Origin of the sequence: Variovorax sp. (assembly GCF_035634955.1) — a bacterium.
Classification (GTDB): Bacteria; Pseudomonadota; Gammaproteobacteria; order Burkholderiales; family Burkholderiaceae_C; genus Variovorax.
In genome coordinates this window covers 176,135-199,824 of record NZ_DASQBZ010000032.1, presented here as the reverse complement: position 1 = coordinate 199,824, position 23,690 = coordinate 176,135, and the positions used below count along the sequence as shown (strand labels likewise).

Annotated in this window: 25 protein-coding genes; 17 read left to right on the top strand and 8 right to left on the bottom strand. The window is 66.1% G+C overall.

Features of this window, described 5'->3' with window-relative positions:
* Positions 1–281: 281 nt before the first annotated feature.
* The gene (locus tag VES41_RS21785; RefSeq protein ID WP_324821413.1) at positions 282–1,208 is read right to left on the bottom strand and encodes a folate-binding protein; all 927 of its coding nucleotides are present in this window, start codon (positions 1,206–1,208) and stop codon (positions 282–284) included.
* An 80-nt stretch (positions 1,209–1,288) separates the two neighbouring features.
* On the opposite strand from VES41_RS21785, the gene mltG reads away from it, so the two are divergent.
* The 6 genes from mltG to VES41_RS21755 all read left to right on the top strand — a co-directional run bounded on the left by mltG (position 1,289) and on the right by VES41_RS21755 (position 6,097).
* Positions 1,289–2,290, top strand: a complete 1,002-nt coding sequence (gene mltG, locus VES41_RS21780) for an endolytic transglycosylase MltG (protein WP_414719218.1) — start codon at positions 1,289–1,291, stop codon at positions 2,288–2,290.
* A gap of 22 nt (positions 2,291–2,312) precedes the next feature.
* Entirely contained in the window at positions 2,313–2,951 is a 639-nt protein-coding gene (gene tmk, locus VES41_RS21775) for a dTMP kinase (RefSeq protein WP_324821411.1), read from the top strand.
* Entirely contained in the window at positions 2,948–3,976 is a 1,029-nt protein-coding gene (locus VES41_RS21770; RefSeq protein ID WP_324821409.1) for a DNA polymerase III subunit delta', read from the top strand. Before tmk ends, VES41_RS21770 begins: the two co-directional genes overlap by 4 nt.
* Positions 3,973–4,347 carry a PilZ domain-containing protein gene (locus VES41_RS21765; protein WP_324821407.1) on the top strand — a complete coding sequence of 125 codons (375 nt, stop codon included), beginning with the start codon at positions 3,973–3,975 and terminating at the stop codon, positions 4,345–4,347. Before VES41_RS21770 ends, VES41_RS21765 begins: the two co-directional genes overlap by 4 nt.
* A 194-nt stretch (positions 4,348–4,541) precedes the next feature.
* A complete protein-coding gene (locus tag VES41_RS21760; protein ID WP_324821405.1) occupies positions 4,542–5,348 on the top strand; it encodes a TatD family hydrolase in 807 nt (268 codons plus the stop codon).
* Positions 5,348–6,097, top strand: a complete 750-nt coding sequence (locus tag VES41_RS21755) for an ankyrin repeat domain-containing protein (protein ID WP_324821766.1) — start codon at positions 5,348–5,350, stop codon at positions 6,095–6,097. Before VES41_RS21760 ends, VES41_RS21755 begins: the two co-directional genes overlap by 1 nt.
* A gap of 17 nt (positions 6,098–6,114) precedes the next feature.
* Here VES41_RS21755 and VES41_RS21750 read toward each other — a convergent pair whose 3' ends face one another.
* Complete coding sequence (locus VES41_RS21750) at positions 6,115–7,302, bottom strand: thiolase (protein WP_324821403.1); 1,188 nt, start codon at positions 7,300–7,302, stop codon at positions 6,115–6,117.
* Positions 7,299–7,715 (bottom strand): Zn-ribbon domain-containing OB-fold protein, encoded by a 417-nt coding sequence (locus VES41_RS21745; protein WP_324821401.1) that lies wholly within the window; start codon positions 7,713–7,715, stop codon positions 7,299–7,301. Before VES41_RS21745 ends, VES41_RS21750 begins: the two co-directional genes overlap by 4 nt.
* A gap of 198 nt (positions 7,716–7,913) precedes the next feature.
* Between VES41_RS21745 and VES41_RS21740 the strand changes: the two genes are divergently transcribed.
* From VES41_RS21740 to VES41_RS21725, 4 genes are all read left to right on the top strand, one after another.
* On the top strand, positions 7,914–8,282 hold the full coding sequence (locus VES41_RS21740) for a hypothetical protein (RefSeq protein WP_324821399.1): 369 nt from the start codon (positions 7,914–7,916) through the stop codon (positions 8,280–8,282).
* Between the two features lie 470 nt (positions 8,283–8,752).
* Positions 8,753–9,994 (top strand): multidrug effflux MFS transporter, encoded by a 1,242-nt coding sequence (locus VES41_RS21735; RefSeq protein WP_324821397.1) that lies wholly within the window; start codon positions 8,753–8,755, stop codon positions 9,992–9,994.
* A 25-nt stretch (positions 9,995–10,019) separates the two neighbouring features.
* Positions 10,020–10,916 (top strand): SDR family oxidoreductase, encoded by an 897-nt coding sequence (locus VES41_RS21730; protein WP_324821396.1) that lies wholly within the window; start codon positions 10,020–10,022, stop codon positions 10,914–10,916.
* Positions 10,917–10,927: 11 nt separating this feature from the next.
* Positions 10,928–11,767 carry an SDR family oxidoreductase gene (locus VES41_RS21725; RefSeq protein ID WP_324821394.1) on the top strand — a complete coding sequence of 280 codons (840 nt, stop codon included), beginning with the start codon at positions 10,928–10,930 and terminating at the stop codon, positions 11,765–11,767.
* A 22-nt stretch (positions 11,768–11,789) separates the two neighbouring features.
* Here VES41_RS21725 and VES41_RS21720 read toward each other — a convergent pair whose 3' ends face one another.
* Positions 11,790–12,806 carry a zinc-dependent alcohol dehydrogenase family protein gene (locus VES41_RS21720; protein WP_414719206.1) on the bottom strand — a complete coding sequence of 339 codons (1,017 nt, stop codon included), beginning with the start codon at positions 12,804–12,806 and terminating at the stop codon, positions 11,790–11,792.
* Positions 12,807–12,943: 137 nt separating this feature from the next.
* On the bottom strand, positions 12,944–13,846 hold the full coding sequence (locus VES41_RS21715; protein WP_324821390.1) for a LysR family transcriptional regulator: 903 nt from the start codon (positions 13,844–13,846) through the stop codon (positions 12,944–12,946).
* A gap of 104 nt (positions 13,847–13,950) precedes the next feature.
* Here VES41_RS21715 and VES41_RS21710 point away from each other — a divergent pair, with 104 nt between their 5' ends.
* Together VES41_RS21710 and VES41_RS21705 are read left to right on the top strand one after the other, a co-directional pair.
* Positions 13,951–14,442 (top strand): (R)-mandelonitrile lyase, encoded by a 492-nt coding sequence (locus tag VES41_RS21710; protein WP_324821388.1) that lies wholly within the window; start codon positions 13,951–13,953, stop codon positions 14,440–14,442.
* Positions 14,420–15,220 carry a carboxymuconolactone decarboxylase family protein gene (locus VES41_RS21705; protein ID WP_414719205.1) on the top strand — a complete coding sequence of 267 codons (801 nt, stop codon included), beginning with the start codon at positions 14,420–14,422 and terminating at the stop codon, positions 15,218–15,220. The genes VES41_RS21710 and VES41_RS21705 overlap by 23 nt, the downstream gene beginning before the upstream one ends.
* A gap of 915 nt (positions 15,221–16,135) precedes the next feature.
* On the opposite strand, the gene VES41_RS21700 is transcribed toward VES41_RS21705, so the two are convergent.
* Complete coding sequence (locus VES41_RS21700) at positions 16,136–17,230, bottom strand: FUSC family protein (RefSeq protein WP_324821386.1); 1,095 nt, start codon at positions 17,228–17,230, stop codon at positions 16,136–16,138.
* A gap of 420 nt (positions 17,231–17,650) precedes the next feature.
* Positions 17,651–18,175 carry a DUF2165 domain-containing protein gene (locus VES41_RS21695; protein ID WP_324821384.1) on the bottom strand — a complete coding sequence of 175 codons (525 nt, stop codon included), beginning with the start codon at positions 18,173–18,175 and terminating at the stop codon, positions 17,651–17,653.
* A gap of 241 nt (positions 18,176–18,416) precedes the next feature.
* Between VES41_RS21695 and VES41_RS21690 the strand changes: the two genes are divergently transcribed.
* On the top strand, positions 18,417–19,460 hold the full coding sequence (locus tag VES41_RS21690; RefSeq protein ID WP_324821382.1) for an FUSC family protein: 1,044 nt from the start codon (positions 18,417–18,419) through the stop codon (positions 19,458–19,460).
* 317 nt (positions 19,461–19,777) lie between these two features.
* Here the strand turns inward: VES41_RS21690 and VES41_RS21685 are convergent, their stop codons facing one another.
* Complete coding sequence (locus VES41_RS21685; RefSeq protein ID WP_324821380.1) at positions 19,778–20,680, bottom strand: MBL fold metallo-hydrolase; 903 nt, start codon at positions 20,678–20,680, stop codon at positions 19,778–19,780.
* Between the two features lie 90 nt (positions 20,681–20,770).
* On the opposite strand from VES41_RS21685, the gene VES41_RS21680 reads away from it, so the two are divergent.
* From VES41_RS21680 to VES41_RS21665, 4 genes are all read left to right on the top strand, one after another.
* A complete protein-coding gene (locus VES41_RS21680; protein ID WP_324821378.1) occupies positions 20,771–21,094 on the top strand; it encodes a metalloregulator ArsR/SmtB family transcription factor in 324 nt (107 codons plus the stop codon).
* Entirely contained in the window at positions 21,094–21,528 is a 435-nt protein-coding gene (locus VES41_RS21675) for a YeeE/YedE family protein (protein WP_324821376.1), read from the top strand. Before VES41_RS21680 ends, VES41_RS21675 begins: the two co-directional genes overlap by 1 nt.
* A gap of 12 nt (positions 21,529–21,540) precedes the next feature.
* The gene (locus tag VES41_RS21670) at positions 21,541–21,978 is read left to right on the top strand and encodes a YeeE/YedE family protein (RefSeq protein WP_324821374.1); all 438 of its coding nucleotides are present in this window, start codon (positions 21,541–21,543) and stop codon (positions 21,976–21,978) included.
* Between the two features lie 164 nt (positions 21,979–22,142).
* Positions 22,143–23,555, top strand: coding sequence for a trypsin-like peptidase domain-containing protein (locus VES41_RS21665; protein WP_324821372.1), 1,413 nt, complete (start codon positions 22,143–22,145; stop codon positions 23,553–23,555).
* Positions 23,556–23,690: the final 135 nt, after the last annotated feature.

Genomic DNA, 23,690 nt, shown 5'->3' with positions numbered 1-23,690 from the left:
CGAAAATTCCGCCAGCCCAACAGGAAAGTCCTCATGGCTAGAAATTGAACTAAGTGTTTCAATTGATTCGTTGCTGTCGCACGAGCCAAAAAAGGCCACGAGGACCTGACCAGCAAGCGCCAACGGCAAGAGCGCGGAGGAACAACAGGTCCCGAATCGGTCGCTCAGAAAGAAATCAACAAGGCCGAAACAACAAGTTCAATGGGCAGGAGGATCACCCCCGAGCGCGCGCACCGCGCCTCGGGGTTTTTTTTGCCCGCTCGCGCCGCGGCACGCCGTCTTCAGATGTCCGCGAGCAGCGCGTAGGGAAGCGGCAGCAGCGTCACCGGCTGCGCGGCCGCGCCATCGGCATGCAACTGGCCGGCCTCGGCGGCCGCCACCTGCAGCGATGCGATCGCCTCGAACCCGCCTTGCGGCGCCGCCGCCGATTGCACCACCGTGCCGACCGGCTGCTCGGCATCGCCGGCTGCGAAAATCTCCTCGCCTGCCGTGAGCGGCGCGGCCGCGTGCAACAGGAACCCCCGGCGCTTGAGTGTGCCGCGGAACTGGCTGCGTGCCACGACTTCCTGGCCGGGATAGCAGCCTTTCTTGAAGTTCACGCCGCCGACGGATTCGTAGTTGAGCATCTGCGGCACAAAGGCGTCGAGCACCGGCGTGCTCAACGTCGCGACGCCGCTGCGCACTTCGCTCCACTGCCACAGCGCCGGGTGGAGCGCGGCGCCCCGAGGGGCGGCGGCGCCGGCCGGCGCAATCCACAGCGCGCGCGCCGTGCCGTCGGCGGGGTAGAGCGAGACCACGCTGGCGTCGCCCACCGCCGTGCGGCGCCAGGCGGGCGCGGCCGGGTCGAGCCCGTTGGCCGCCAGGGCTTCGCCGGCCAGGCCGAACAGCGCGAACTCGTCGCTGGCGTCGCGCAGCTTGAGCTTGGCGCGCAGCACGTACATCTGCAGGCGCTTGAGCGTCGCCGGCAGGATGTCGCGGCCGAGCACCAGCACGACCGTCTCCGGCTGCGGGCGAATGCCGATCATGCTGGCGATCATGCGGCCCTTGGCCGTGCACAGCGCGGCCAGCCGGGCCTGGGTGGCGTCGAGCAGCGAGAAGTCCTGCGTCAGCTGGCCATGGAGGAAGGCGGCGGCGTCGGGGCCCTCGGCCACGATCACGCCGAGTTGGGGCAGGGCGCAGTGCCCGTCGAGGGCGGCAACGTGAGTCATGGGTGAATTATCATGGCCGTCCACGATTCCTCTCGTCGCGAGGGGCCTTGCGACACTGGCTCGCGCTCCTCCTTGCCTACGTGCTGCGCTTTCTTCGAAACCTCTTATTGCTCGCCTTGCTTGCCGTCGTCGGCGCGGGTGCCTGGGGCCTTTGGTGGCTCGACCAGCCGCTCAAGCTCAAGGCGCCCAACATCGACCTGTCGGTCGAGCCCGGCACCACGCCGCGCGGTGTGGCCGAACAGGTCGTCGCCAACGGCGTCCTGACGTCGCCCGACCTGCTGTACTGGTGGTTCCGCCTGTCGCGTCAGGACCGGCAGATTCGTGCCGGCAGCTACGAGCTGACGCAGGGCGTCACGCCCCGGTTGCTGCTGGAGATCCTCGTGCGCGGCAAGGAGGCGACCCGCAGCCTGGTGCTGGTCGAGGGCTGGAACCTGCGCCAGGTGCGCGCCGCCCTGGCCAAGGCCGACCAGCTGCAGGTGCTCACCGCCGGCGACGACGACGCCCAGCTGATGGCGCGCCTGGGCCGTCCGGGCGTGGCGCCGGAAGGGCGGTTCTTCCCGGACACCTACACTTATTCCAAGGGCTCGACCGACGTCGCGCTGCTGCAAAGGGCCATGCGCGCCATGGACCGGCACCTGCAGGCCGCATGGGACGCGCGCGCCGCAGACCTGCCGCTCAAGACGCCGGACGAACTGCTCACGCTCGCCAGCATCGTCGAGAAGGAAACAGGCAAGGCGCAGGACCGCCCAGAAGTGGCGGCCGTCTTCGTCAACCGGCTGCGCGTCGGCATGCCGCTGCAGACCGATCCGACCGTGATCTACGGAATGGGCACAGCCTTCGACGGCAACCTGCGCAAGAAGGACCTGCTGACCGACACGCCCTACAACACGTACCTGCGCCCGGGCCTGCCACCGACGCCGATCGCCATGCCAGGCAAGGCTGCGCTGCTCGCGGCGGTCCAGCCGGCGCAGAGCAAGTCGCTCTATTTCGTCTCGCGCGGGGACGGCACCAGCCAGTTCAGCGAGACGCTGGACGAGCACAACCGGGCGGTCAACCGCTACCAGAGAGGAAACAGGCCGTGAGCCCTTGCCCGGAGTCGAGCCGATGACGGCGCCGCTGTTCCTGACGCTCGAAGGCATCGACGGGGCCGGCAAGTCGAGCCATCTGGATGCCCTCGAGGCGCTGTTCCGCAGCCAGGGCAGGGCGGTCACACGCACTCGGGAGCCGGGCGGCACACCGCTGGCCGAGAGCCTGCGCGAGATGATCCTCAACGACGCGATGGACCCTTTGACCGAAGCCCTGCTGGTCTTTGCGGCGCGCCGGGACCACATCGTCCGGGTGATCGCGCCGGCGCTGGCGCGCGGCGACGTGGTGATCTGCGACCGCTTCACCGACGCCACGTTCGCCTACCAGGGCGCCGGACGCGGCTTCGATGCGCAGGTGCTTGGCCGCCTCGAGCAGTGGGTGCAGGGGCAGGGCGAAGATGGCGAACTGCTTCAGCCGGACCTGACGCTGTGGTTCGACCTGCCGCCCGAAGTGGCGGCCGCGCGGCTGGCCGACGCACGCCAGCCCGACCGTTTCGAGGCGCAGTCGACCGATTTCTTCCGGCGCGTCGCATCCGGCTACGCGGCGCGCGCCGCCGGGGCGGCGCGGTTTGCCCGCATCGATGCCGAGCGCGGCCGGGACGAGGTCTGGCAGCAGGTGCGCGAAGCACTGGCGCAACGGGGACTGGTTCCAGCATGAGCACCGCTGCGGCCGCCGCCGCTCTGCCCACCTGGCTGCAGGGCCCGCTTTCCGAACTGCTGCGCCTGCGCGGGCATGGGCTGCTGCTGGAAGGCCCGTCCGGGCTCGGCCAGTACCAGCTGGCGCTGGCGCTGGCATCGGCCTGGCTGTGCGAGCAGCCCACCCCAACGGGCGCCTGCGGCCGCTGCCCGAGCTGCCATTCGATCGATGTGCGCACGCACCCCGACTTGTGCGTGCTGATGCCCGAAGCAGTGCAGATGGAACTGGGCTGGCCGCTCGACGAGCAGACCCAGTCCGACCTGGACAGCAAGAAGCGCAAGCCCAGCAAGGAAATCCGCGTGCAGGCCATGCGCGAGGCGGTCGTGTTCTCGCAGCGCACCAACGCGCGTGGCCGGGGCAAGGTGGTGCTGGTCTATCCGGCCGAGCGCATGAACAGCGTCACGGCGAACACCTTGCTCAAGACGCTGGAGGAGCCGCCCGGCGACGTGCGCTTCGTGCTGGCCAGCGAGGCTTCGTGGAAGCTGCTGCCCACCGTGCGAAGCCGTTGCATGGCCTTCAACATGCCCTGGCCGCAGACGCCCGAGGCGGTGGCCTGGCTTCAAGCGCAGGGGCTGGCCGAGTCCGAGGCGCCCATGCTCCTGCGTGCCGCCGGCGGCCGGCCGCAGGACGCGCTGGTCCTGGCGCGCGACGGCCTGACGGCGCAAGCCTGGTCCCGGCTGCCCCAGGCCATGCGGCGCGGCGAGGTGGCGGCGCTGGGCGAACGCTCGCCGGCGCAGGCGATCGATGCGCTGCAGAAGCTCTGCCACGACCTGCAGGCCTGCGCCGCCGGCGCCGAACCGCGCTTCTTCGCCAGCGCGGACCTGCCGCCGGCGCCGCCGCTGCGCACGCTGGCGGACTGGGCGCGCGACCTCGCCGATGCGGCAAAAACCGCAGAACACCCCTTCAATGCCGGATTGATGCGTGAAGCGCTTGTGACCCAGGCCAGTGTCCACCTAAACTCCGGCGGCAAACCCAATCGTTCATGAGCACAGCACCCGCCCCAACCTCTGCCGCGCCGGCACGCCCAAGCGTCATCCAGCTCGCGATCAAGGAAAAGGGCGCGCTGTACGCGGCCTACATTCCGTTGTTCGCGGAAGGGGGCATCTTCATTCCGACCTCGCGCGAGTACCGCCTGGGCGACGACGTGTACGTGCTGCTGACGCTGCCGGACGACCCGCAACGCTACCCGGTGGCAGGCAAGGTGGCCTGGATCACGCCGGAGCGCGCCGCCGGCAACCGCGCCCCAGGCGTAGGGGTGCGCTTCCCGTCGGACGAAAAATCGCGCCAGCTCAAGGCCAAGATCGACGAAATGCTCGCTGGCGCGGGCGCGTCCGACCGGCCCACGCAGACGATCTGAAGGCCGTCGCCGGGCGATCGCCAGGCCGAGGCGCCCGCCGCAGGCGTGGCAGCGCGGGTGCCTGGACAATCTGGCATCCTTTGGCCTTTGCGCCCGCGTTCCGGCTTCACGCCCGCGTTTCCCCTTCGCGCTGTCGGGTCCGCCGGCTTGCCTGATTCGGCCCGTCGCGTTCGTTCTTCCTTTTCCCGCCCCCGATGTTCACCGACTCGCACTGCCATCTCAATTTTCCCGACTTCGCCGGCCAGATGCCGCAGCTGCGCGAGGCCATGGCCGCGGCCCGGGTCGACCGCGCGCTGTGCATTTGCACCACGCTGGAGGAATTCGAAGGCGTGCACGCCCTGGCCATGGAGTACGACAACTTCTGGGCCAGCGCCGGCGTTCATCCGGACAACGAGGACATCGAGGAACCTACCGTCGAGCGCTTGCTGGACCTGGCGGCGCGTCCCAAGGTGGTCGCCATTGGCGAGACCGGCCTCGACTACTACCAGATGGAAGAGCGAAAAGGCGGCCGCAGCGTGGCCGACATGGAATGGCAGCGCGACCGCTTCCGCGTGCACATTCGCGCGGCGCAGGCCACGCGCAAGCCCCTCGTCATCCACACGCGCGAAGCCTCCGCCGACACCCTTGCCATCCTGAAAGAGGAGGGCGAGGACGGAAGCGGGAAGGGTGCCGGTGGCGTGTTCCACTGCTTCACGGAGACGGCCGAGGTGGCGCGTGCGGCGCTCGACCTGGGCTTTTACATCTCGTTCTCGGGCATCCTGACCTTCAAGCGCGCGGAGGATCTGCGCCAGGTGGCCGCGTTCGTCCCGATGGACCGCATGCTGATCGAAACCGACAGCCCTTACCTTGCGCCGGTTCCGTTCCGGGGCAAGACCAACACGCCGGCGCTGGTGCCCTATGTGGCGCAGCAGATTGCCGATATTCGAAAGATCAGCCTCGAAGATGTCGCAAGTACGACAAGCAAGAACTTCGAAGACCTGTTCAAGGACGTTCTCAAGTGATCAGAAAATTCATTAACTTCATCTTTTATCTTGCTGTCGCTGCTGGGCTTTCCGGCAACGCGCTGGCGGACGACAAGGTCGATTTCTTCCGGGCCGTGGGTGTCGACAACGCCGCCGGCGTGCAGCGGCTGATCGACCGGGGCTTCGATCCCAACCAGCGCGACGAGCATGGCCAGACCGGCCTGATCCTGGCGCTGCGCGAAGGCTCGGCCAAGGTGACGGATCTGCTCATCGCGTCGCCCAAGGTGAATGTCGAGACGCGCAACCGCAGCGACGAAAGCCCGCTCATGATGGCCGCGCTCAAGGGCCGCAAGGACGCGGTGGCCAAGCTCATTGCGCGGGACGCCGACATCAACAAGACCGGCTGGGCGCCGCTGCACTATGCGGCAACCGGTGGCCAGGTCGAGGTCATGAAGGTGTTGCTGGAGAAGTCCGCCTTCATCGATGCCGAATCGCCCAACGGGACCACGCCGCTGATGATGGCGGCCATGTACGGCACGCCCGAGGCCGTCAAGCTGCTGATCGACGAGGGCGCCGACCTGGCCATGAAGAACCAGCAGGGCATGACCGCGCTGGACTTCGCCAGCAAAGGCAACCGCCCGGACGCTGTAGCACTGCTGACGGCGGCGAAGGCGCCGGCCGGCTCGGGCGGGCCGCCGGCAACGACACCGGCACGGCCGGGCAACGCGCCTGCCGCGCCCAAGGCGGCCCCGGCGCCCGCCGCGCGACCTGCCGACGGCAAGTGGTAGGCGGGCGCGCCGCCGGATCAGAGCGTTTCGCGCAAGCCCAGCACGGCGGTCGACTGGCTCGACAGCGTGCCGCCGTTGCCATGCGCCAGCGCGGTGGTGGCGCCGGCAACCTGACGGTCGCCGCCTTCGCCGCGCAGTTGCCGCACCGCCTCGATCAGCGCAAAGATGCCGTACATCCCCGGGTGCACGCATGACAGCCCGCCGCCGTTGGTGTTGACCGGCAGGCGCCCCCCGGGGCCGATGCCGCCGTTCTCGACGAATGCACCGGCTTCGCCTTTGGCGCAGAAGCCGAGGTCTTCCAGGAACAGAAGCACGTTGATGGTGAACGCGTCGTAGAGCTGCACGACGTCGATGTCGGCAGGCTTGAGTCCAGCCATGGCGAACGCGGCGCGGCCCGAGTCGCGCGCGGCCGTCACCGTCAGGTCCTGCATGGACGAGATCTGGCGGTTCCACACGGCCGTGCCGTTGCCCAGCACGTAGACCGGCGTGCGGGGCAGGTCGGCCGCACGCTCGGCGCGGACCAGCACATAGGCGCCGCCGCCGTCGGTCACCAGGCAGCTGTCGCGCACCGTCAGCGGGTCGCTGACCATGCGCGCACCCAGCACGTCGTCGATGCTCAGCGGGCCGCGCATGAAGGCCTCGGGGTTTCGCTGCGCCCAGGCGCGGGCGGCCACCGCCACCTCGGCCAGCTGCCGACGCGTGGTGCCGTACTGGTGCATGTGGCGGGCCGCCGCCAGCGCGTAGGCCGACAGCGGCATCATCGGCTGGTAGGGGGTTTCGTACGGCTGCGGGTCCAGGAAGCGCCGGCTGGCGACCACCTCCTTGCGGCCGAACGCGGCCGTGCGCTGCGCGCTCCCGTAGCAGACCAGCACCGCGTTGCACTGGCCCGACTGCAGCGCGCGCATGGACGGCAGCAGGTGGGCGATGAAGCTCGAGCCGCCGATCATCGTGCCGTCGATATAGCTCGGGCGCAGCCCCAGGTACTCGACCACCGGCATCGACCACATGGTGGCACTCGCACTGGCGGTGCACAGGCCGTCGATGTCGCTCATCCTCAAGCCCGCATCGGCCACCGCTGCGCGCGCGGATGCAGCCAGCAGTTCCATGTCGGTGTAGCCGGGTGCTTCGCCGCAACCGAAAGTCGCGGCGCCGACGATGGCGGCACTGCCGCGCAGCGTCTTCAAGTCGCTGGTGACGGCGCTCATCGTGTGGCTCCTTGCGCTTCGGTGGAAACGGGGTCGAACACCACCAGTCCGACACCGCCTTCGCGCACCACGCGGGCCTGCACGCGCAGGCCGATCCGGACCGCGCCGGGCGCCACGCCCTCGACGCGGCTCATGAGGCGGACGCCTTCGTCCAGGTCGATCAGCGAAACATTGAGATCGCCGCCGGCCTCCGGCTTGCGGCGCACGGTAGTCACCGAATACACGGTGCCCGTGCCGGCCGGTGCCTCCCAGCCCAGTTCGGCCGATCCGCAGTGCGGACACAGCTCGCGCGGAAAGTACACCGCCGTGCCGCAGCCACCGCAGCGTTGAATGAGAAAACGACCGTCATCGAGCGCCGCCTGATGGCGCGCCTGCACGCCGCCGTGGGTGTCGGGAATGAGAGGAAGAGTCATGGCGCCGAGGATGCGCCGAGGCTTCAGCAGGTGCAATTCGCGAATGCGGAAGGGGGTGTTCGGGCGTGGGTTTTGGATCGGTGTGGGCCAGACGTGTCGGTCTCGTCGAGTCGTTCGTAATTTATACAATGTATATTATGTTAAATAGAGTTCGGGCAACTCGTTCGCTCTTCCGCGGTCATCGGAGCGGGATCCGAGTTGCCTCCTGCCGCTACTGTTGAGCGATGGGCCGGTCAGCCTGGAACCCGCGCGCCTCATGTCTGGGTGAACAAGGCTGGAGTAAAGGTTTCTTCCCTGGATTTGCTCGGCGATGACTTCGTTTTGCTCTCTGCGAACCCCGGCTGGATGGCGGCTGCCAGCGGCTTGGGCATCAACGCGGTTCAAGTTGGCGCTGACATCACGTTCCCCGAAGGCCAACCATTTGAAGCTGTGTTTGGTCTGCCTCAGAACGGCGCGGTCCTCGTGCGTCCGGACGGCATCATTGCTTGGCGGACCCTGAAGCAACCGGACGAGTCCGCAGCCAAAGAGTTGCGAAGGGCGCTATCGCAGGTTGCGTGCGGCTTCTAGCTGGTCCAGCGGCACCGCCCGGACTGTGTTGACGGCCGCTTTCGATGCGACTTCCCCCTCAAGGGGAAGTCAGCTCCTGGCCGGCGGCCGTTGTTCCGGTCATTTGGTGAATCTCTTCTCGACGACTTTGCCAGTACCCTTCATCGTTACGGCAACTGAATCCTGCGAAGTTACCGACCCGCAGTGGTGACTGTTCAAGTACGCCGGTGTATGCGTCGATGTCGCCCAATCCAGATGCCCTCAGCTCTCCAAATGTTGATTGCCATCTGGACCTGATCCGGGTCAGGATTCCATGGAACCAAGGATTGAATCGCCCCGGGGCGATTCAGCGGAGTCGCTTCTGCGCAGCTCGCGTTGGCCATCAAGTAGTCCGGCTCGCCCATCGGATCCGATTGTCAATTCCTTCTTGATTGTGGAGCAAGTTCAATGGGACTAGTGAACAGATGAAGGACTGCCTAGAGTTCAACCGCATGGCAAGTCCCCACCACGCCCAGTCTTCTCCAACACCGCAGCAACCCACCGCCCCGGCCGGCTGGTTGCTGCTCGCTCTACTCAGCGCCCTAATGGCGTTTACCTCATTGTCGACCGACATCTACCTGCCCGCCATGCCCCAAATGCAGCGCGAATTGCAGGGGAATGTCGAACTCACCATCACCGGATTTCTCATCGGGTTCGCCCTGGCGCAGTTGATCTGGGGCCCGGTTAGCGACCGTATCGGCCGACGTAAGCCGCTCTTCATCGGCGTTACGCTGTACGTGATCGGTTCGGTCGGCTGCGCCTTGTCGAGGGGCATCGAGCAGATCGTGTTCTGGCGCGTCTTCCAGGCCTTCGGCGCATGCACCGGTCCAATGCTGGCTCGCGCGATGGTGCGCGACCTCTATGCACGCACGCAGGCCGCGCAGGTGCTCTCGACACTCACGGTCATCATGGCCATTGCGCCCATTTTCGGTCCGTTGCTGGGCGGCCAAATCATCCGATTGAGTTCCTGGCACAGCATCTTCTGGCTGCTAGCTTCGCTCGGCGCGTTGATGGTGCTGGCACTGCGGTGGCTGCCCGAGAGCTACCCCGCCGAGCGGCGCTCCACCGGCCCCCGCCTGGGTGCTCTGCACGACTATCGGAAATTGCTGAGCAATGCCACCTTCATGCGCTACACCCTGTGCGTCACCTTCTTCTACGTCAGCGCCTACGCCTTCATCACAGGGTCGCCTAAGGTCTACATCGACTACTTCGGCATCGATGCGCAGCACTACGGTTGGCTGTTCGCCGCAAACATCGTCGGCTTGATGGCGCTGAGCTTTGCCAATCGCCAACTGGTGCGGCGCTTCAGCATCGACACTCTGCTGCGCGCCGCCACCGCAGTCGCGGCAACGGCGATGCTAATAGGGTTCGCGCTGGCGCAGACGCAGTCCGGAGGACTTGTGGGCATTGCGATCCCGATCTTCGTGTTCTTCTCGACCAACGGCATCGTGGCGGCGAGTGCGACCGTCGGCGCGCTGGATGGCGTGCCGGGCATTGCCGGATCGGCGGCCGCGCTGATCGGCTCGCTTCAATACGGCAGTGGCATCGCATCCTCCTTGATTCTCGCCGTGCGATCGGACGGATCGCCTCAAACCCTTGCCGGCTTGATGGCTCTGTTCGCGTTCGCTGCCGCCGCCATGGCCTTCTGGCCAATCAAAACAAGGCAGGATGCGGTTGCCCCCGCCACCACGTGAACGAAGTCAGCTTGGGTGGCGATACATGACGCAACAGTTCCGCTCGGCACCGGCCGCCTTGAATGTACTGGTGGTCGGCGCAACTGGCAGCGTCGGCACTTTGGTCCTTGCCGAGGCACTCCGACAGGGGTACTCCGTCAGGGCGCTGGTCCGTACCACGCCACGGGCCGGTATGTTGCCCAAGCAGGCGCAGTGCTTCATCGGTGACTTGACACGGGCAGACACACTTTCCGACGCAGTCGATGGCATCGACGCAGTCGCCTTCACGCACGGCGCCAATGGCGGGAAGAGCGAGGCGGAGCGCGTTGACTACGGGGGCGTGCGAAACATAGTCGCCGCGATGCGCGCGTCGGCCGCGAATGGCACGCGTATTCCCAGGATTGCATTGATGACTGCCATCGGTGTGACCAACCGGCAAGGCGCGTACAACCGCGCGACCGAGATCCACGACTGGAAGCGGCGCGGCGAGCGATTGCTTCGCGCCAGTGGTCTCCCCTACACCATTGTCCGTCCCGGCTGGTTCGATTACAACGCGCAAGATCAGCAACGCCTGCTCACGCTGCAGGGAGACAAGCGACAAGCGGGCGACCCGAGCGACGGCGTTGTCTCTCGCCGCCAGATTGCGCAGGTGCTCGTGGCAAGCTTCACATCGGATGCAGCGCTCGGAAAGACCTTTGAACTGGTCGCCGAGCACGGCGCGGCAACCACCAATCTGGAAGTGATGTTCGCCGCCCTCGCTGCCGACGAACCTGGATCTCTGGATGGGGTGTGGGACGCGGGCAACATGCCGCTCACTGGGGAGCCCGCCAGCGTACGAAACGACCTGCAAACGCTGACCGCCGCCGCAGACGCACGGGGTGGGCAGGCTCACGCGAAACTTCAACACGCTGCGGCCATGACGGTGCCGCGCAACCTACAGTAGGAGATTGAGAGATGAAACAGATCGTCATCGTCATCGGCCCAGGCTTGATCGGCCAGGCCATTGCGCGACGCATAGGCACTGGCAAACACCTGATACTCGCTGACGTTCGGGCGCAGAACGCTGAAGCGGCTGCTGAGGTGCTTGGCAATGCCGGCTTCGATGCGAGCACCGCCGTGGTCGACGTGTCTTCGCGAGCCTCGGTCCAGGCACTCGTTGCGCAAGCAGCGGCGCGCGGCCCCGTCACGGGGTTGATCCACGCAGCAGGGGTCTCCCCTTCTCAAGCATCGCCCGAGACCATCCTGAAGGTCGATCTCTATGGAACGGCGGTGGTCCTGGAAGAGGTCGGCCATATCATTGCCCCAGGCGGTTCAGGTGTAGTCATCGCCTCCCAGTCGGGCCATCGCCTGCCCGCACTCACGATGGAAGAAAACAAGGCGCTGGCGATGACCTCGACCGACAACCTGCTCGCGTTGCCCATGCTGCAGCCTGACAAGGTGACCGACTCCCTGCGGGCGTATCAGATCTCCAAGCGCTGCAACTCTCTTCGCGTAGCGGCGGAGGCGGTTCGCTGGGGAAAGCGAGGCGCGCGCGTCAACACAATCAGTCCGGGCATCGTCATCACGCCGCTTGCGAAAGATGAGCTCACGGGACCGCGAGGCACCGGCTATCGCGCCATGATCGAGGGCAGTCCAGTGGGCCGGGCCGCCACACCGGACGAGATCGCCAGCTTGGCTGCGCTGATCATGGGGCCCGACGGCGGCTTCATCACGGGCAGCGACTTCCTGAGCGACGGTGGCGCGACGGCCGCCTACTGGTTCGGCGACCTTGGCGCGGTCGCGCCAAAGTCGTGACGACCCGTGGGTCGCGCGGTGGTCAAATCCTCAGCAGTGTCTTGATTGCCCGGCGCTCATCCATGGCCTTGTAGCCCTCGGCCACGTCCGCCAGCGGAATCTGCAGGTCGAACACCTTGCCCGGATTGATCTTGTGCGTGAGGATCAAGTCCAGCAGGTGCGGCAGGAAACGCCGCACCGGCGCCGGACCGCCGAGCAGGCCTCTCTGCGAGAAGAAAAGTTGCTGGCCATCGAACTCAACGCCGTGCGGCACGCCGACGTACCCGATCATGGAGCCTGGTCGGGCAACGGCAAGCGCCTGCTTCATCGATTCGGCGGTGCCTACGCATTCCAGAACCGCGTCGGCGCCGACGTGCTTGGTCAGTTGCTGGATCTCGGCAACACCTTCGTCGCCACGCGCTGCGACGATCTCGGTCGCGCCGTACTCCAGTGCGAGCTCCTGCCGTGCCTTGTGTCGGCTCATGGCGATGACGCGCGCCGCGCCCATCTGCCTGGCGGCCAGTATACCCATTAGGCCTACCGCACCATCACCGACCACCACTGCGGTGCTGCCCGGCTGCACTCGCGCGGCATCGGCGGCGTACCAACCCGTGCCCAGCACGTCGGATGCGGCCAGCAAGCTCGGGATCAAGTCCTCGTCGGGTTGCTTTTCCAGGGCCACCAGGGTGCCGTCCGCCAGAGGCACTCGCGCCAGTTGTGACTGCGCACCCGTCATGAACTCGCGCTGCACGCACGAGGAGTGAAAGCCGAAGCGGCAATGGGGGCAGGTGTTGTCAGACAGACAAAACGAACCGACGACGAACTGTCCGGGCTTGACCGACGTGACGGCACTGCCGACCTCGACCACCGTGCCGCAGTATTCATGGCCCATGTGCATCGGCGCTTCGACTTTGTTCAGGCCGCGGTAGGGCCAGAGGTCGGAGCCGCAGACGCATGTGGCCGCGAGCTTGATGATCGCGTCGGTCGGCTTGAGGATGGCGGGCTCGGGCATCTCTTCGATGCGCACGTCGCCGGGGGCGTAGAGCTTCGTACCTTGCATTCTGTTCTTTCCTTGCGTGATGTTCAGCCCGTGATGTGCTGCCCAAACTACTCTAGATTGCGCACAGCGACCTGACTAGCCTGCCCCAGCTTGTCAGACTCGCAAGCCGTTCTTGTCAATTTGCGTTTCGAGCCAGCCTAGGTGCTCGCATCGCGCAAGCGAAGCGCGTCGATGACCAACGCCAGCGCCGGTGAAATCTGCCTGCGGTCGGCGTAGTACAGGTGATAACCGGGGAAAGCTGGCCACCAGTTCTCGAGCACAGGTACCAGTCTCCCGTGCTCGATGTGCGCGCGGGCAAGGTCCAGGGGTACATAGGCCATTCCTACGCCGTCCAGCGCAGCCTGCAACATCAGGAAGGTATTGTTGAAGGTGGCCTGGCCATCGACCCGGATCTTCACTGCTTGCCCATCCTTCTCAAGGTCCCACGCGTACAGCCCTCCATGCGTGGGCAGCCGAAGATTGATACAGCGGTGTTCCGTCAGTTCATGTGGCTCGGCCGGCATCCGCCTGCCGCGCATGTAGTCGGGCGACGCAAGCACAGCCATGCGCAGGTCTTGGGCAATGCGCACGGCGATCATGTCCTTGTCCACCCTGTTGCCCACGCGAACACCGGCGTCGAAGCGTTCGGCCGCAATGTCCGTGAAGGCGTAGTCCACGCTCAATTCGATTCGCACGTCCGGGTACGTGCGCAACAAAGGCACCAGGCGTGGCCACAGAACGGTGGTGATCGCGTGGTCGTGCGCGGTGATGCGCACCGTCCCGGCTGGCTTGTCACGCATGGCCGTGAGCGAGCTCAATTCCAGGTCGATCTCCTCCAGGCGAGGCGCAAGCGCGTTGAAAAGGCGCGCGCCTGCCTCCGTCGTGGAGACGCTTCGCGTCGTTCGGGTCAGCAGGCGAACGCCAAGGCGTGCCTCCAGCGCCAGCATGGCATGACTGAGCGCAGACCGCGAAAGCCCCAGGTGGGCGGCCGCGCGCGTGAAGCTGCGTTCGCGCGCGACGGTTACGAACGCCTGCAGGTCATTGAGGTTTTCGCGCGTCATTGGTGAGCAGGTTGCACAAGGGTGTATTCATTTTGCAGTCTTCTCAACCAATCGACTGCTTCATAGAGTAGAGACCACGCTTCCATCCCATAGCAACTGACGACATGTACAAACGATTCCTGAACTTCGCGGTGTGTGCGGCCGCGGCCCATTCCTCCGGCGGCGCGGGCGCCGCGCCCCCTTCCGACGCGCCCGCGCAGCAGATCGCGCGCGCCGGCAGCCAAGCCTCCGCCACAGGCCCCGCCGAGTTCTTCACCGGACGGGTCCGCGTCGATCCCGTCTGGCCGGCCGACAATGACATCAATGCATCGGGTGCACTGGTCACCTTCGAGCCCGGCGCGCGCTCCGCCTGGCACACCCACCCCGCCGGCCAGCGCCTAGTGGTGACTTCGGGCGTGGGCCTCACTCAGGAATGGGGAAAGCCCGTTCAGGAAATCCGTCCGGGCGACGTCGTGTGGTGTCCGCCCGGCGTTAAGCATTGGCACGGCGCGGGGCCCTTGACCGCCCTCACCCACCTGGCGGTCACCGGGTCGGTGGATGGGAAGAACGTTCATTGGATGGAGAAGGTCAGCGATGAGCAATACAGCACTCGTTGAACGCGCCAGCTCTCGCTCCCTTGCCCGTGCATCAGCCCTGCTGTTGAGTGTGGCAAGCGCCTTTCCAAGCTTCACTTCTGCTGCCCAGGAGACCCCGAAAATGCACCAAGAACCGGCCGCGACGCAGGGCGCTTCCGACTCCTTGAACGCCCGTCAACAAGCCATCGTACCCATCGCGGCATTCGCAGCGGCAGGCCACCTGGACAAGCTCAACGCAGCGCTCAATCAGGGGCTGGATGCGGGCTTGACGATCAACGAGTCCAAAGAAGTGCTCGTACAGCTCTATGCGTATGCCGGGTTTCCGCGCAGCCTCAATGCGCTGGGCGAGCTGATGAAGGTTGTCGACGCAAGAAAACAGCGCGGCAAGCAAGATCCCGTGGGCCGCACGCCCTCCAGGCCGATACCGAAAGGAGATGCCCTTCTTGCAGCGGGCACGTCCAACCAGACGCGTCTTTCGGGTGGGCCTGTCCAGGGCGCGTTGTTCGAGTTCGCACCTGCAATTGACCAGTACCTGAAGACGCACTTGTTCGGCGACATCTTCGAGCGCGACACCCTCGACTGGCAAAGCCGCGAACTGGCCACGGTCAGCATGCTGTCTGCCTTGCCAGGTGCCGAGGCTCAACTGCAATCCCACATGCGCATCAGCATGAATGTGGGGCTGACTGCTGGCCAACTGAAGCAGCTCACCCAGGTCCTCGAAGATCGCGTCGACACCGAAGGTTCGCGGCGCGGCCGCGAAGCATTGGAGCGACATCTGGCGTCGCAACAAGGCAGGTAGCGGCGACCCGGGTGGGGCACCCGGGGCCCCGTCAACTAGAACGAGTGGCGGATACCGAGGTCGTAACCCGTTGCACTGCGCGGCGCATAGCCCAAGGTGCCGTTTCCTGTCGACAGGTATGTAGGCGACCCTCCCGCAATGGCGCCCATGATGGCAGGGTTGTTCTCGCCGTTCTTGATTCGGATATAGGCAGCGGTCGCATATACCCACGGGTCCAGGAACTGGTGAAGAAACTGAACATCAAGCTCGATTGAGGAAGGACGAAGGCGCCACGTAGCGCAGCCGGAGCGCCTGCCTGATCGTCTTTAGTCCGTTGAGAGGTTGAGAGGACTGAGTAGTAGATCCTCCCAACTGAGTTAGCGTGCCACGGCCGCGGACTCGCCGATTCGCCCATGGCGAGTCCGAATCAAGCGGCCGTCAGCGCCTACTCGGACAAGGGGGAGGTTTCCTAGGATCAATCACTCCATCGACTCATTGGGCGGAACTGCTCGCCACAGAGCGTTCTCAAAAATGCCTAGACGTGCCGAAAACAGACGCGCTGCTTGGCGCGATGCCGAGTCGCTCGCTGGCGGCCGAAGCAGATTCTGAGGTTTGAAGCGAACTTCCTTATGTAGATTCTGAACTCTCGGGGCTAGCGCGGCAGATTTTGAACTTCTCTAGCCTACTCACGAAAAGTTCAGAATATCGCAAGTCATTGTTGTACAACGCATTTTTATTATTCTGTCAGCTCACTAGGCTGCCCAGCACGAAGGCAGCACCCACGCTGACCAGGGTGTCGAGCATGGAGCCGAGGGTGAGATGCTCCAGGGCCTGCATGATGCTGGCGATTGTGCGAGGCGGATGCTGCCGCGAAGGCCGCCGGCGTCCCATGCCTTGACGCCGCGTCGCAAGACGGCGAAGCCCGGCCGATGCGTCCTAGCGCGAGGTGGCGGTGCGGCGGCCCGCCGCGGCCATCACCAGTGACAGCACCGCCATCCCCGCCAGCATGCCGCCCATGCGCTGCAGCACCGGTGCCTCCTCCATCCGCCAGCCGTGGTCTTGCACGAAGACCATGATGAAGCCCACGCCGAACTGGATGGCCGCGTAGCGCGCGCTGGCGCTGCCGCTCTGCAGATAGGCTGCGCACCAGACACCGGCCGCCAGCGCGAGTTGGCATGCCGGCGGATGGCCCGAGATCCAGGGCAGCAGCAGGCCCGCCAGCGCAATGGCGAGCAGGCAGCCCGCCACGCGCTGCACCATGCGCCGCAGCACGCTGCCGACCGGATCGCTGGCCAGGCCCTCGAGCGGCACGACCAGCACCGCGACGGTGGTGACCATGGCCTGGGCGAAGTGGCGCAACTCGCCCGCGAGCAGGATCAGCGCCAGCACCGCGACCGCCACTGCCCCCTGCGCGGCATGTCGGGCGGCGTTCGGCCGCAGGTCCGCGGGCGCTGGCGCCGCCCGCCAGGGCGCGTCACCCGGCGCCGTGCGTCGGCTGGCAAGATCGGCCAGCCAGGCCACCAGCATGCAGGACGCACTGCCGACCGCGACGTTGGCCACCCGATCGCGCGCGAATTGCGCCAGGGCGACGCCGTCGGCCTGCAGCGCCTGGCATGCCACCATGGCAAATGTGACCAGCGCCAGCACCCAGGCGTAACCATGGCGCAAGGCCAGCGCGCAGAACAATCCCAGCCACGCGACCAGCGCCAGCCCCAGCACGAAGGCCCAGGAATGATGGGCCAGAAGAGGCCCGAGCCACCAGGCCAGGGCGGCACCGGCGATCGTGCCCAGCACCCGCAGAACACCGCGGTAGAGCGAGGCGGCGCCGCTCGCCTGCATCACCGTGAAGGCGGTGATGGCGCCCCACCAGCTGTCCGGCAGGCGCAGCGCATGGCAGGCCGCCACCGCCAGCGCCACCGAGACCACTGGCCGCAGGGCCTCGAGATTGCGTGAATGGCGCCAGCGCCAGCCGCGCGCTTCGGCGCGCAGGCCGGTGCCGAGTTCGCGCAGGGCCGTGGCGGCGTCATCCATCATGCGTCCAGCCGGTGGCCTCCGACACGCCGCTGGAGTCGTCCACGCCAATGCCGCCGGTGCCTCCGACTGCGTTGATGGGTGTTGATGATCGGCTGGCTGTTGAGTCCAGGCTGGCCATGCCCGACGCTGCCCTCGGTGTAGTTGATCTGGCAGGCCGTTCCGCCGCCCTGCTGGCAAGGCGAGCCGCTGTCGGCCAGGACCGCGATGGACGTCAAGGTGACGGAGCCCCGATGGCCAGTTGGACCAGAAGTCGCAAGTGACGGCGCGCAGGACGTGGCAGGGCGGAAACTTGCGTGAGAACCAGCGTTGAAGTCAAGACAACCTTCTTAAGGTAAGAGGTTACTGAATCTTATGGGGCAACCGACCAATCGGCCAGAGCACGGAACCCAGGCCATCGGCGACGGAGCGACCGCGCCGTCATGACGGCGCTTCTTCGTCGTGCACTAGCAGCACGAGCAGCACGAACATGGCGCAACTGAGGAACATCACGGCCTTGGCCTGCCCGTTCCAGATGGTCGACTGCCACATGCAGAACCATTCGCCGCCGATCACGACGAAGCCTACAAAGTACAGCAGGAAGACCAGGCCCAGGCCCCAGGCTGCCAGGGCCTTGGCGGCGCTGAAGGCGCCTGCGTGGCGGCGTGCGGCGAAAAGCCGTGCGGCGCCGGCGAGGCACAGCGCGCTCATCAGCCATTGGGTAGCGATGATGGCCCAGTAGCCCAGCGCCTGCAGCCGGGGGTCAGTGATGGCGCGCCAGCGCAGGCGATTGTCCGGGAACACGGTGTCCATCGAGAGCACGTGCCGCACGAACTGCCAGTTGCTGTCGTAGTCAACGAGGTTGTCGCTTGCGATCAGCAATGCCCACAGGCCAACGGCCAGCACCATTGCGATTTTCAGCAGGCGGATTGCCCTGGCGCCAATCGCGGGTTCAGAAACTTTCATGTCGTGGTCCAGATGAAATGAAGTGCGCTGCGTAAAGGACGAATTCTGGGAATCGCATCGCTTTCGATGTTTGACTTGCGTCCCAGTTCTTGACCGAAAGCCCATTGCATCCGGTCTGCACACCGGCGCCTGCGGGGGCCACGCGTGCAAGAAGTGAGACAACCGGACAAGTGCGACCGCGCCTGCCTTCCTACGATCGACGCACCCTCTTCTTTTCACTTTCTTTTTGTCTCCACCCTCCATGAACACGCTGCGCGCTGAGCGCTGGCTGGCACAGCTCGACCCCGGCGGCAGCGCATGCCTGTTCGGCATCCGGCTCATCCTGGGCTATGCCTTGGGGGCCTGCCTGGCCGCGCCGACTGCGCGCTGGCTGGGTTGGCGCTTCGACGCGCACGTGCCGCTCGACCTGATGGCCGGCGGCATCGCCCTGTGGGCATTGGTCTCGGAAACCGCGCCGACCCGCGCGCAGGCTTCGCGTCAGATCCTTGCTCTGGGCCTGGCGGCCTGTGCCGGCGCTGCTCTGTTCGCCGCTTGCACGCCGGCATTGACACCACGCTTTGCACATGCGCCGGAGCTGCTGCTGGCAACGGGCGCCTTCGTCGTGGCGTACCTGCGCCGGTCAACGCCGCTGCGGGCGGGCATGGGATCGCAGTTCTATATCGGAGAGATCTTTGTCTATGGCGTCGGGGCCCAGCACGTGGACGCGCACATGGTGGTGCTGCTGGGCGTGGTCGGTACGGTGTCGGCGCTGGCCGCTCGGCTGGTGGCAAGTCCTGCGCCGGGGCTCGCCTTGCTGCACGCGCCGCAGCAGGAAGCGCCGTGGCCGGTGCCCGAGCGCATGCGCATGGGGCTGCAAGCCACCCTGGGCGCGCTGGCCATCGTCGCGCTGGACGCGATGCTGCAACTCGAGCAAGCCGGCTGGGCCATCACCGGCTGCATCTACGTGATCGCCGGCAGCCGCAGCGACACCTTCCTCCGCGGGCGCCAACGCATGCTGGGCAATTGTGTGGGCGTGTTGGCCGGCCTGGCCGCCCTGCCCCTGGCCGAACACCTGCCCTGGCTGGGCTGGTCGTTCGCCGCCGCGGCCATGATGCTCTTTGCCTGGAGTAACGCGCTGCGCTATGACATTGCGTGTGCGGCCTATGCCTTCACGCTGGTGCTGACCTTGGCCGCACATGGAGAACATTCGGTGGCCCTGCTCGCCTCCCGAGCCTGGGAAACGCTGTTAGGCAGCGCACTGGCGCTGCTGTTCGCGCACGTGGTGCTGCCGCTCGAACGAAAGTGAGACCGCGCGACCGCAAATGCGACGGCGCGGCAAGTCAGGGCACGCGCGGCTCCTACGATGCTGTCATGCCTGCCAAGACGCCCCCCTCCCCCCACGACAACACCGAGGACACGCGACGCCACAGTGCAGGAGCACTGGGAATCGGGATTGCGGGACATATCTCAATCCTGTCAGCTCACGTTCTCCTCTCCATAACCACCTCGGTTTCAACAAGATCATCCTGCCAAAGCGGCAAAAGCGCGGCGACTATCGCGAGTCAGATCATCCGTTCAAGATCGTTCCCGAGAAGTACTAGCGCGCTTGTCTCCGGCCCCGATTCAGTCCCGCGGGCCGGGCTCCGGCTGGCGATGCACCGGCAGCGCATTCAGCGGAATACGAAGATAAGCGACACCGTTGTCGTCCGCAGGCGGAAGCTGCCCGCCGCGTATGTTCACCTGGATCGACGGAAGAATGAGCGTCGGCACGTCCAGCGTTGCGTCCCGTTGTGTGCGCATCGCCACGAAGGCTTCTTCGCTGATGCCATCGTGCATGTGGACGTTATGCGCTCGCTGCTCGGCGACAGTGGTCTGCCAGCGCGGCTCCCGAGACGGCGGCGGATAGTCGTGACAGACGTATACCGTCGTCTCGGGCGGTAGATCCAGCAACTTGCGCATCGAGGCATAGAGCTGGCGCGCATCGCCACCCGGGAAATCAGCGCGCGCGCTGCCAACGTCGGGCATGAACAGCGTGTCGCCCACGAAGACCGCGCCGTCGATCAGGTAAGCCATGTCGGCCGGCGTATGGCCAGGGACCAGCATCGCGGTGGCCTGTGTCTCGCCGATCCGAAAGACCTCGCCGTCCTTGAACAGGTGATCGAACTGGCTGCCGTCCGGCAGGAAGGATCGCTCCAGGTTGTAGAGCGTCCTGAAGGTTGCCTGGACCGTGCGGATGTTCTCCCCGATGGCGATCAGGCCGCCCACCTGCGCCTGCACGTGACGGGCACCGGACAGGTGGTCGGCATGCGCGTGCGTTTCCAGGATCCACTCGACCTGCAGCCCCAACTCGCGGACGTAGGCCAACAGCCTGTCTACCGAGACTGTGCTCGTGCGCCCCGACTTGAAGTCGTAGTCCAGCACCGGATCGATCACGGCGGCGCGACGCGTTGCATGGTCCCAGACGACATAGGAAACCGTCCAGGTGTTGGCATCGAAGAAACCTTGGGTGGTCGTGCGGTTGGACATGAGGCACTCCTTGGATGTGCGTTAGTTTCTTGAATAATATTATATTGAAGTACATAATATTGCAATCGAATTTGTTTCGGCTTGACCCCCATGAAGCATCCTGCCTCGACCATCGACCCCGAAGCCCTGCGCAGCGCTGCCGGCAAGGCTGTCGGCGCCCTCAAGGTGCTGGCCCACGAGGCGCGCCTGCTGCTGCTGTGCCAGCTCTCGCAGGGCGAGATGTGCGTCAGCGACCTGGAGGAAGCGCTGGGCATCCACCAACCCACCCTCTCACAGCAGCTCGGTGTTCTTCGCAACGAAGGCGTTGTCAACACGCGCCGCGAGGGCAAGAACATCTTCTACAGCGTGGCAGATCCTTCCATGCTCGAGATCCTGTCGCTCCTCTATCGCCTCTACTGCCCCAAGAAAGAATGATGTCCGTCGATTGGAACCACTTCACGCCGCTTGCCTCGCTCGCCGGCGGCGCGCTCATCGGCATTGCCGCAGCGATGTTCGTGCTGCTCAACGGACGCATCGCCGGCATCAGCGGAATACTGGGGGGCCTGGTCAGGCCGACCAGCGGCGACAGCGCCTGGCGCATTGCCTTCGTTCTGGGACTGGTCGGCGCACCGCTCGTCTACCTGCTGTCTGCCGCCGTGCCCGAGCCGCAAATCGATGCCGGTTACGGCAGCCTGATCGTCGCCGGGCTCCTCGTAGGAATCGGCACGCGCTACGGCGCGGGCTGCACCAGCGGCCACGGCGTCTGCGGCCTGTCCCGACTGTCGCCGCGATCGCTGGTCGCCACGGTCATTTTCATGGGGGCGGGCTTCGTCACCGTGTTCGTCATCCGTCATCTGCTGGGCATCTGAGGAGAGTCGTTCATGGCTGCATTTGCCTCCTTCGTGGCCGGCCTCGTCTTTGGCCTGGGCCTCATCGTGTCCGGCATGGCCAATCCGGCCAAGGTGTTGGGCTTTCTCGACCTTGCGGGCCTCTGGGACCCCTCCCTGGCCTTTGTCATGGCCGGCGCCATTGCCGTGGGCGCGGTGGCCTTCACCGTGGCGAACCGCCGCGCGCGGAGCTTCCTGGGCGCCGAGATGCGCCTGCCTTCGGGTCGCCGGATCGATCGGCGGCTCGTCCTGGGCAGCGCCCTCTTCGGTATCGGCTGGGGCATTGCCGGCTTCTGTCCCGGCCCCGCGCTCGTTGCGCTCGGCATGGGCGAAGTCAAGGCAGTCGTCTTCGTGGCGGCCATGCTGCTGGGCATGGCCGTCTTCGAAGTCTTCGAGCACCGCAAGCGCATGCCTGCGCCAGGCACGCCCTGAGGTCTCGGCGAGCCGCCGCGGCCCTGCGGCGCCTGGCATAGCCGCCCCGCAATCTCGCTGCATCGAACGCGTGCCACCGACGCCTCGTTTGATCCGGCGCAACGCACGCTCCTCGTTCGCTTCCTACAGTCAAGTCACTGTCGTCAACGAGCAAGAGGAACGTCATGACCAGCCTGGGCCTTGCCATGTGCAGGTTGATGTTGCTCATGGCGACGCCATCGGTAGCCTTCGCCACGTGCAACGCGCCCCCGCCGGAGCCCGGGCCCACTGCTGTGGCGCTGCGCACACCCAGCGTCGTGGACGTCCGCACATTGCGCGTCGGCCGCACCATTGACCAAGGCGAGTTCGAGCCGGATCTGCAGCCGGAAGTGGACTTCGGCGACCGGCTCTCCTGGCCTTTGCCCGCTTCCATGCCGGTGAGCCAACAGCGCGACCTCGCTTCTGGCCTCATCGTCGGCAGCGACGGCCTCATTCTGTCCAGCGCGCATGTCGTCGATGATGTCGACGAGATCCAGGTATATCTGGCCGACGGGCGCCGCTATCCCGGTCGCCTTGTCGGTAGCGACCGGCGCACGGACATCGCTTTGCTCGCAATCGAGGCCCATGGGCTCCCGGTGGCACCCGTAGGCGACTCGTCCGAGCTTCGTCCGGGCCACTGGGTAGCCGCCATCGGCTCGCCCTTCGGCTTCAGCGGCAGCCTCACCAGCGGCGTGGTCAGTGCCCTCGACCGATACATCCCCGGCGCGGGAGAAGTGCCGTTCATCCAGACCGACGTGGCCATCAACCCGGGCAGTTCGGGCAGCCCCCTCTTCAATCGCTGCGGCGAAGTCGTGGCCATCAATTCGCTGATCTACTCGGGCAGCGGCGGCTACATGGGCATTTCCTTCGCGATTCCGATCAACGTGGCGATGCGTACCTTCGGGCAACTGCGCAGCGACGGCGCGGTGCATCGTGCGCGGCTCGGCGCGCAACTCCAGGCGCTGACACCGGCGCTTGCCGACTCCTTCGGGCTGGCACAGGCCAAGGGCGCTCTGGTAGCGATGGTTGAGCCTGGATCGCCCGCTGCCGCGGCCGGCATGTCGATCGGCGATGTGCTCCTGGCGCTCGATGAGCGGCCCGTCGCCACCCTTGCGGCGCTCATGCAGCAGATCTTCGATCGACCCGCCGGCAGCCTCAGCCGGCTGACCGTCTGGCGCCAGGGCCGGACCAGGAGCCTGTGGGTGACGTGGGCCGAAGAGCCGAGCAGCCCGCGCCGCAACTATCCTTCGGGCGCCGTTGCCGACGAATGGAACGACGGGCTCGGCCTGCGCCTGGGGGAGCTCGACGCCAAGCAGCGGCGCCAGTTCAAGTTGGAGGGAGGCCTTGTCGTGCGCGAGGCCAGCGGCTCGGCGCGCAGCGAAGGCATCCGCCCCGGGGACCTGGTGATGGCCGTGAACGACCAGCGCGTGGCACGCGTCGAGGAATTTCGCGCCGCCGTGGAGAGGCTGCCACGCAAGCGCACGGCCGCCCTGCTGATCATGCGCAACATGCGCTTGATCTACGTGCCGGTGGCGATATCCGCCACTGCCAGGCCCTAGGCACTCCTTGCGCTGCGTCAAACCGGGTCCATGCGGCGCGTGGCAACGTCGGCGCCAAGAAGACCGAGGCCATCGCACCATGAAGCAGTCCCTCCTTTTCGCATCGATCGTCCTGCTCGTGGCGGCTGTCGCCTG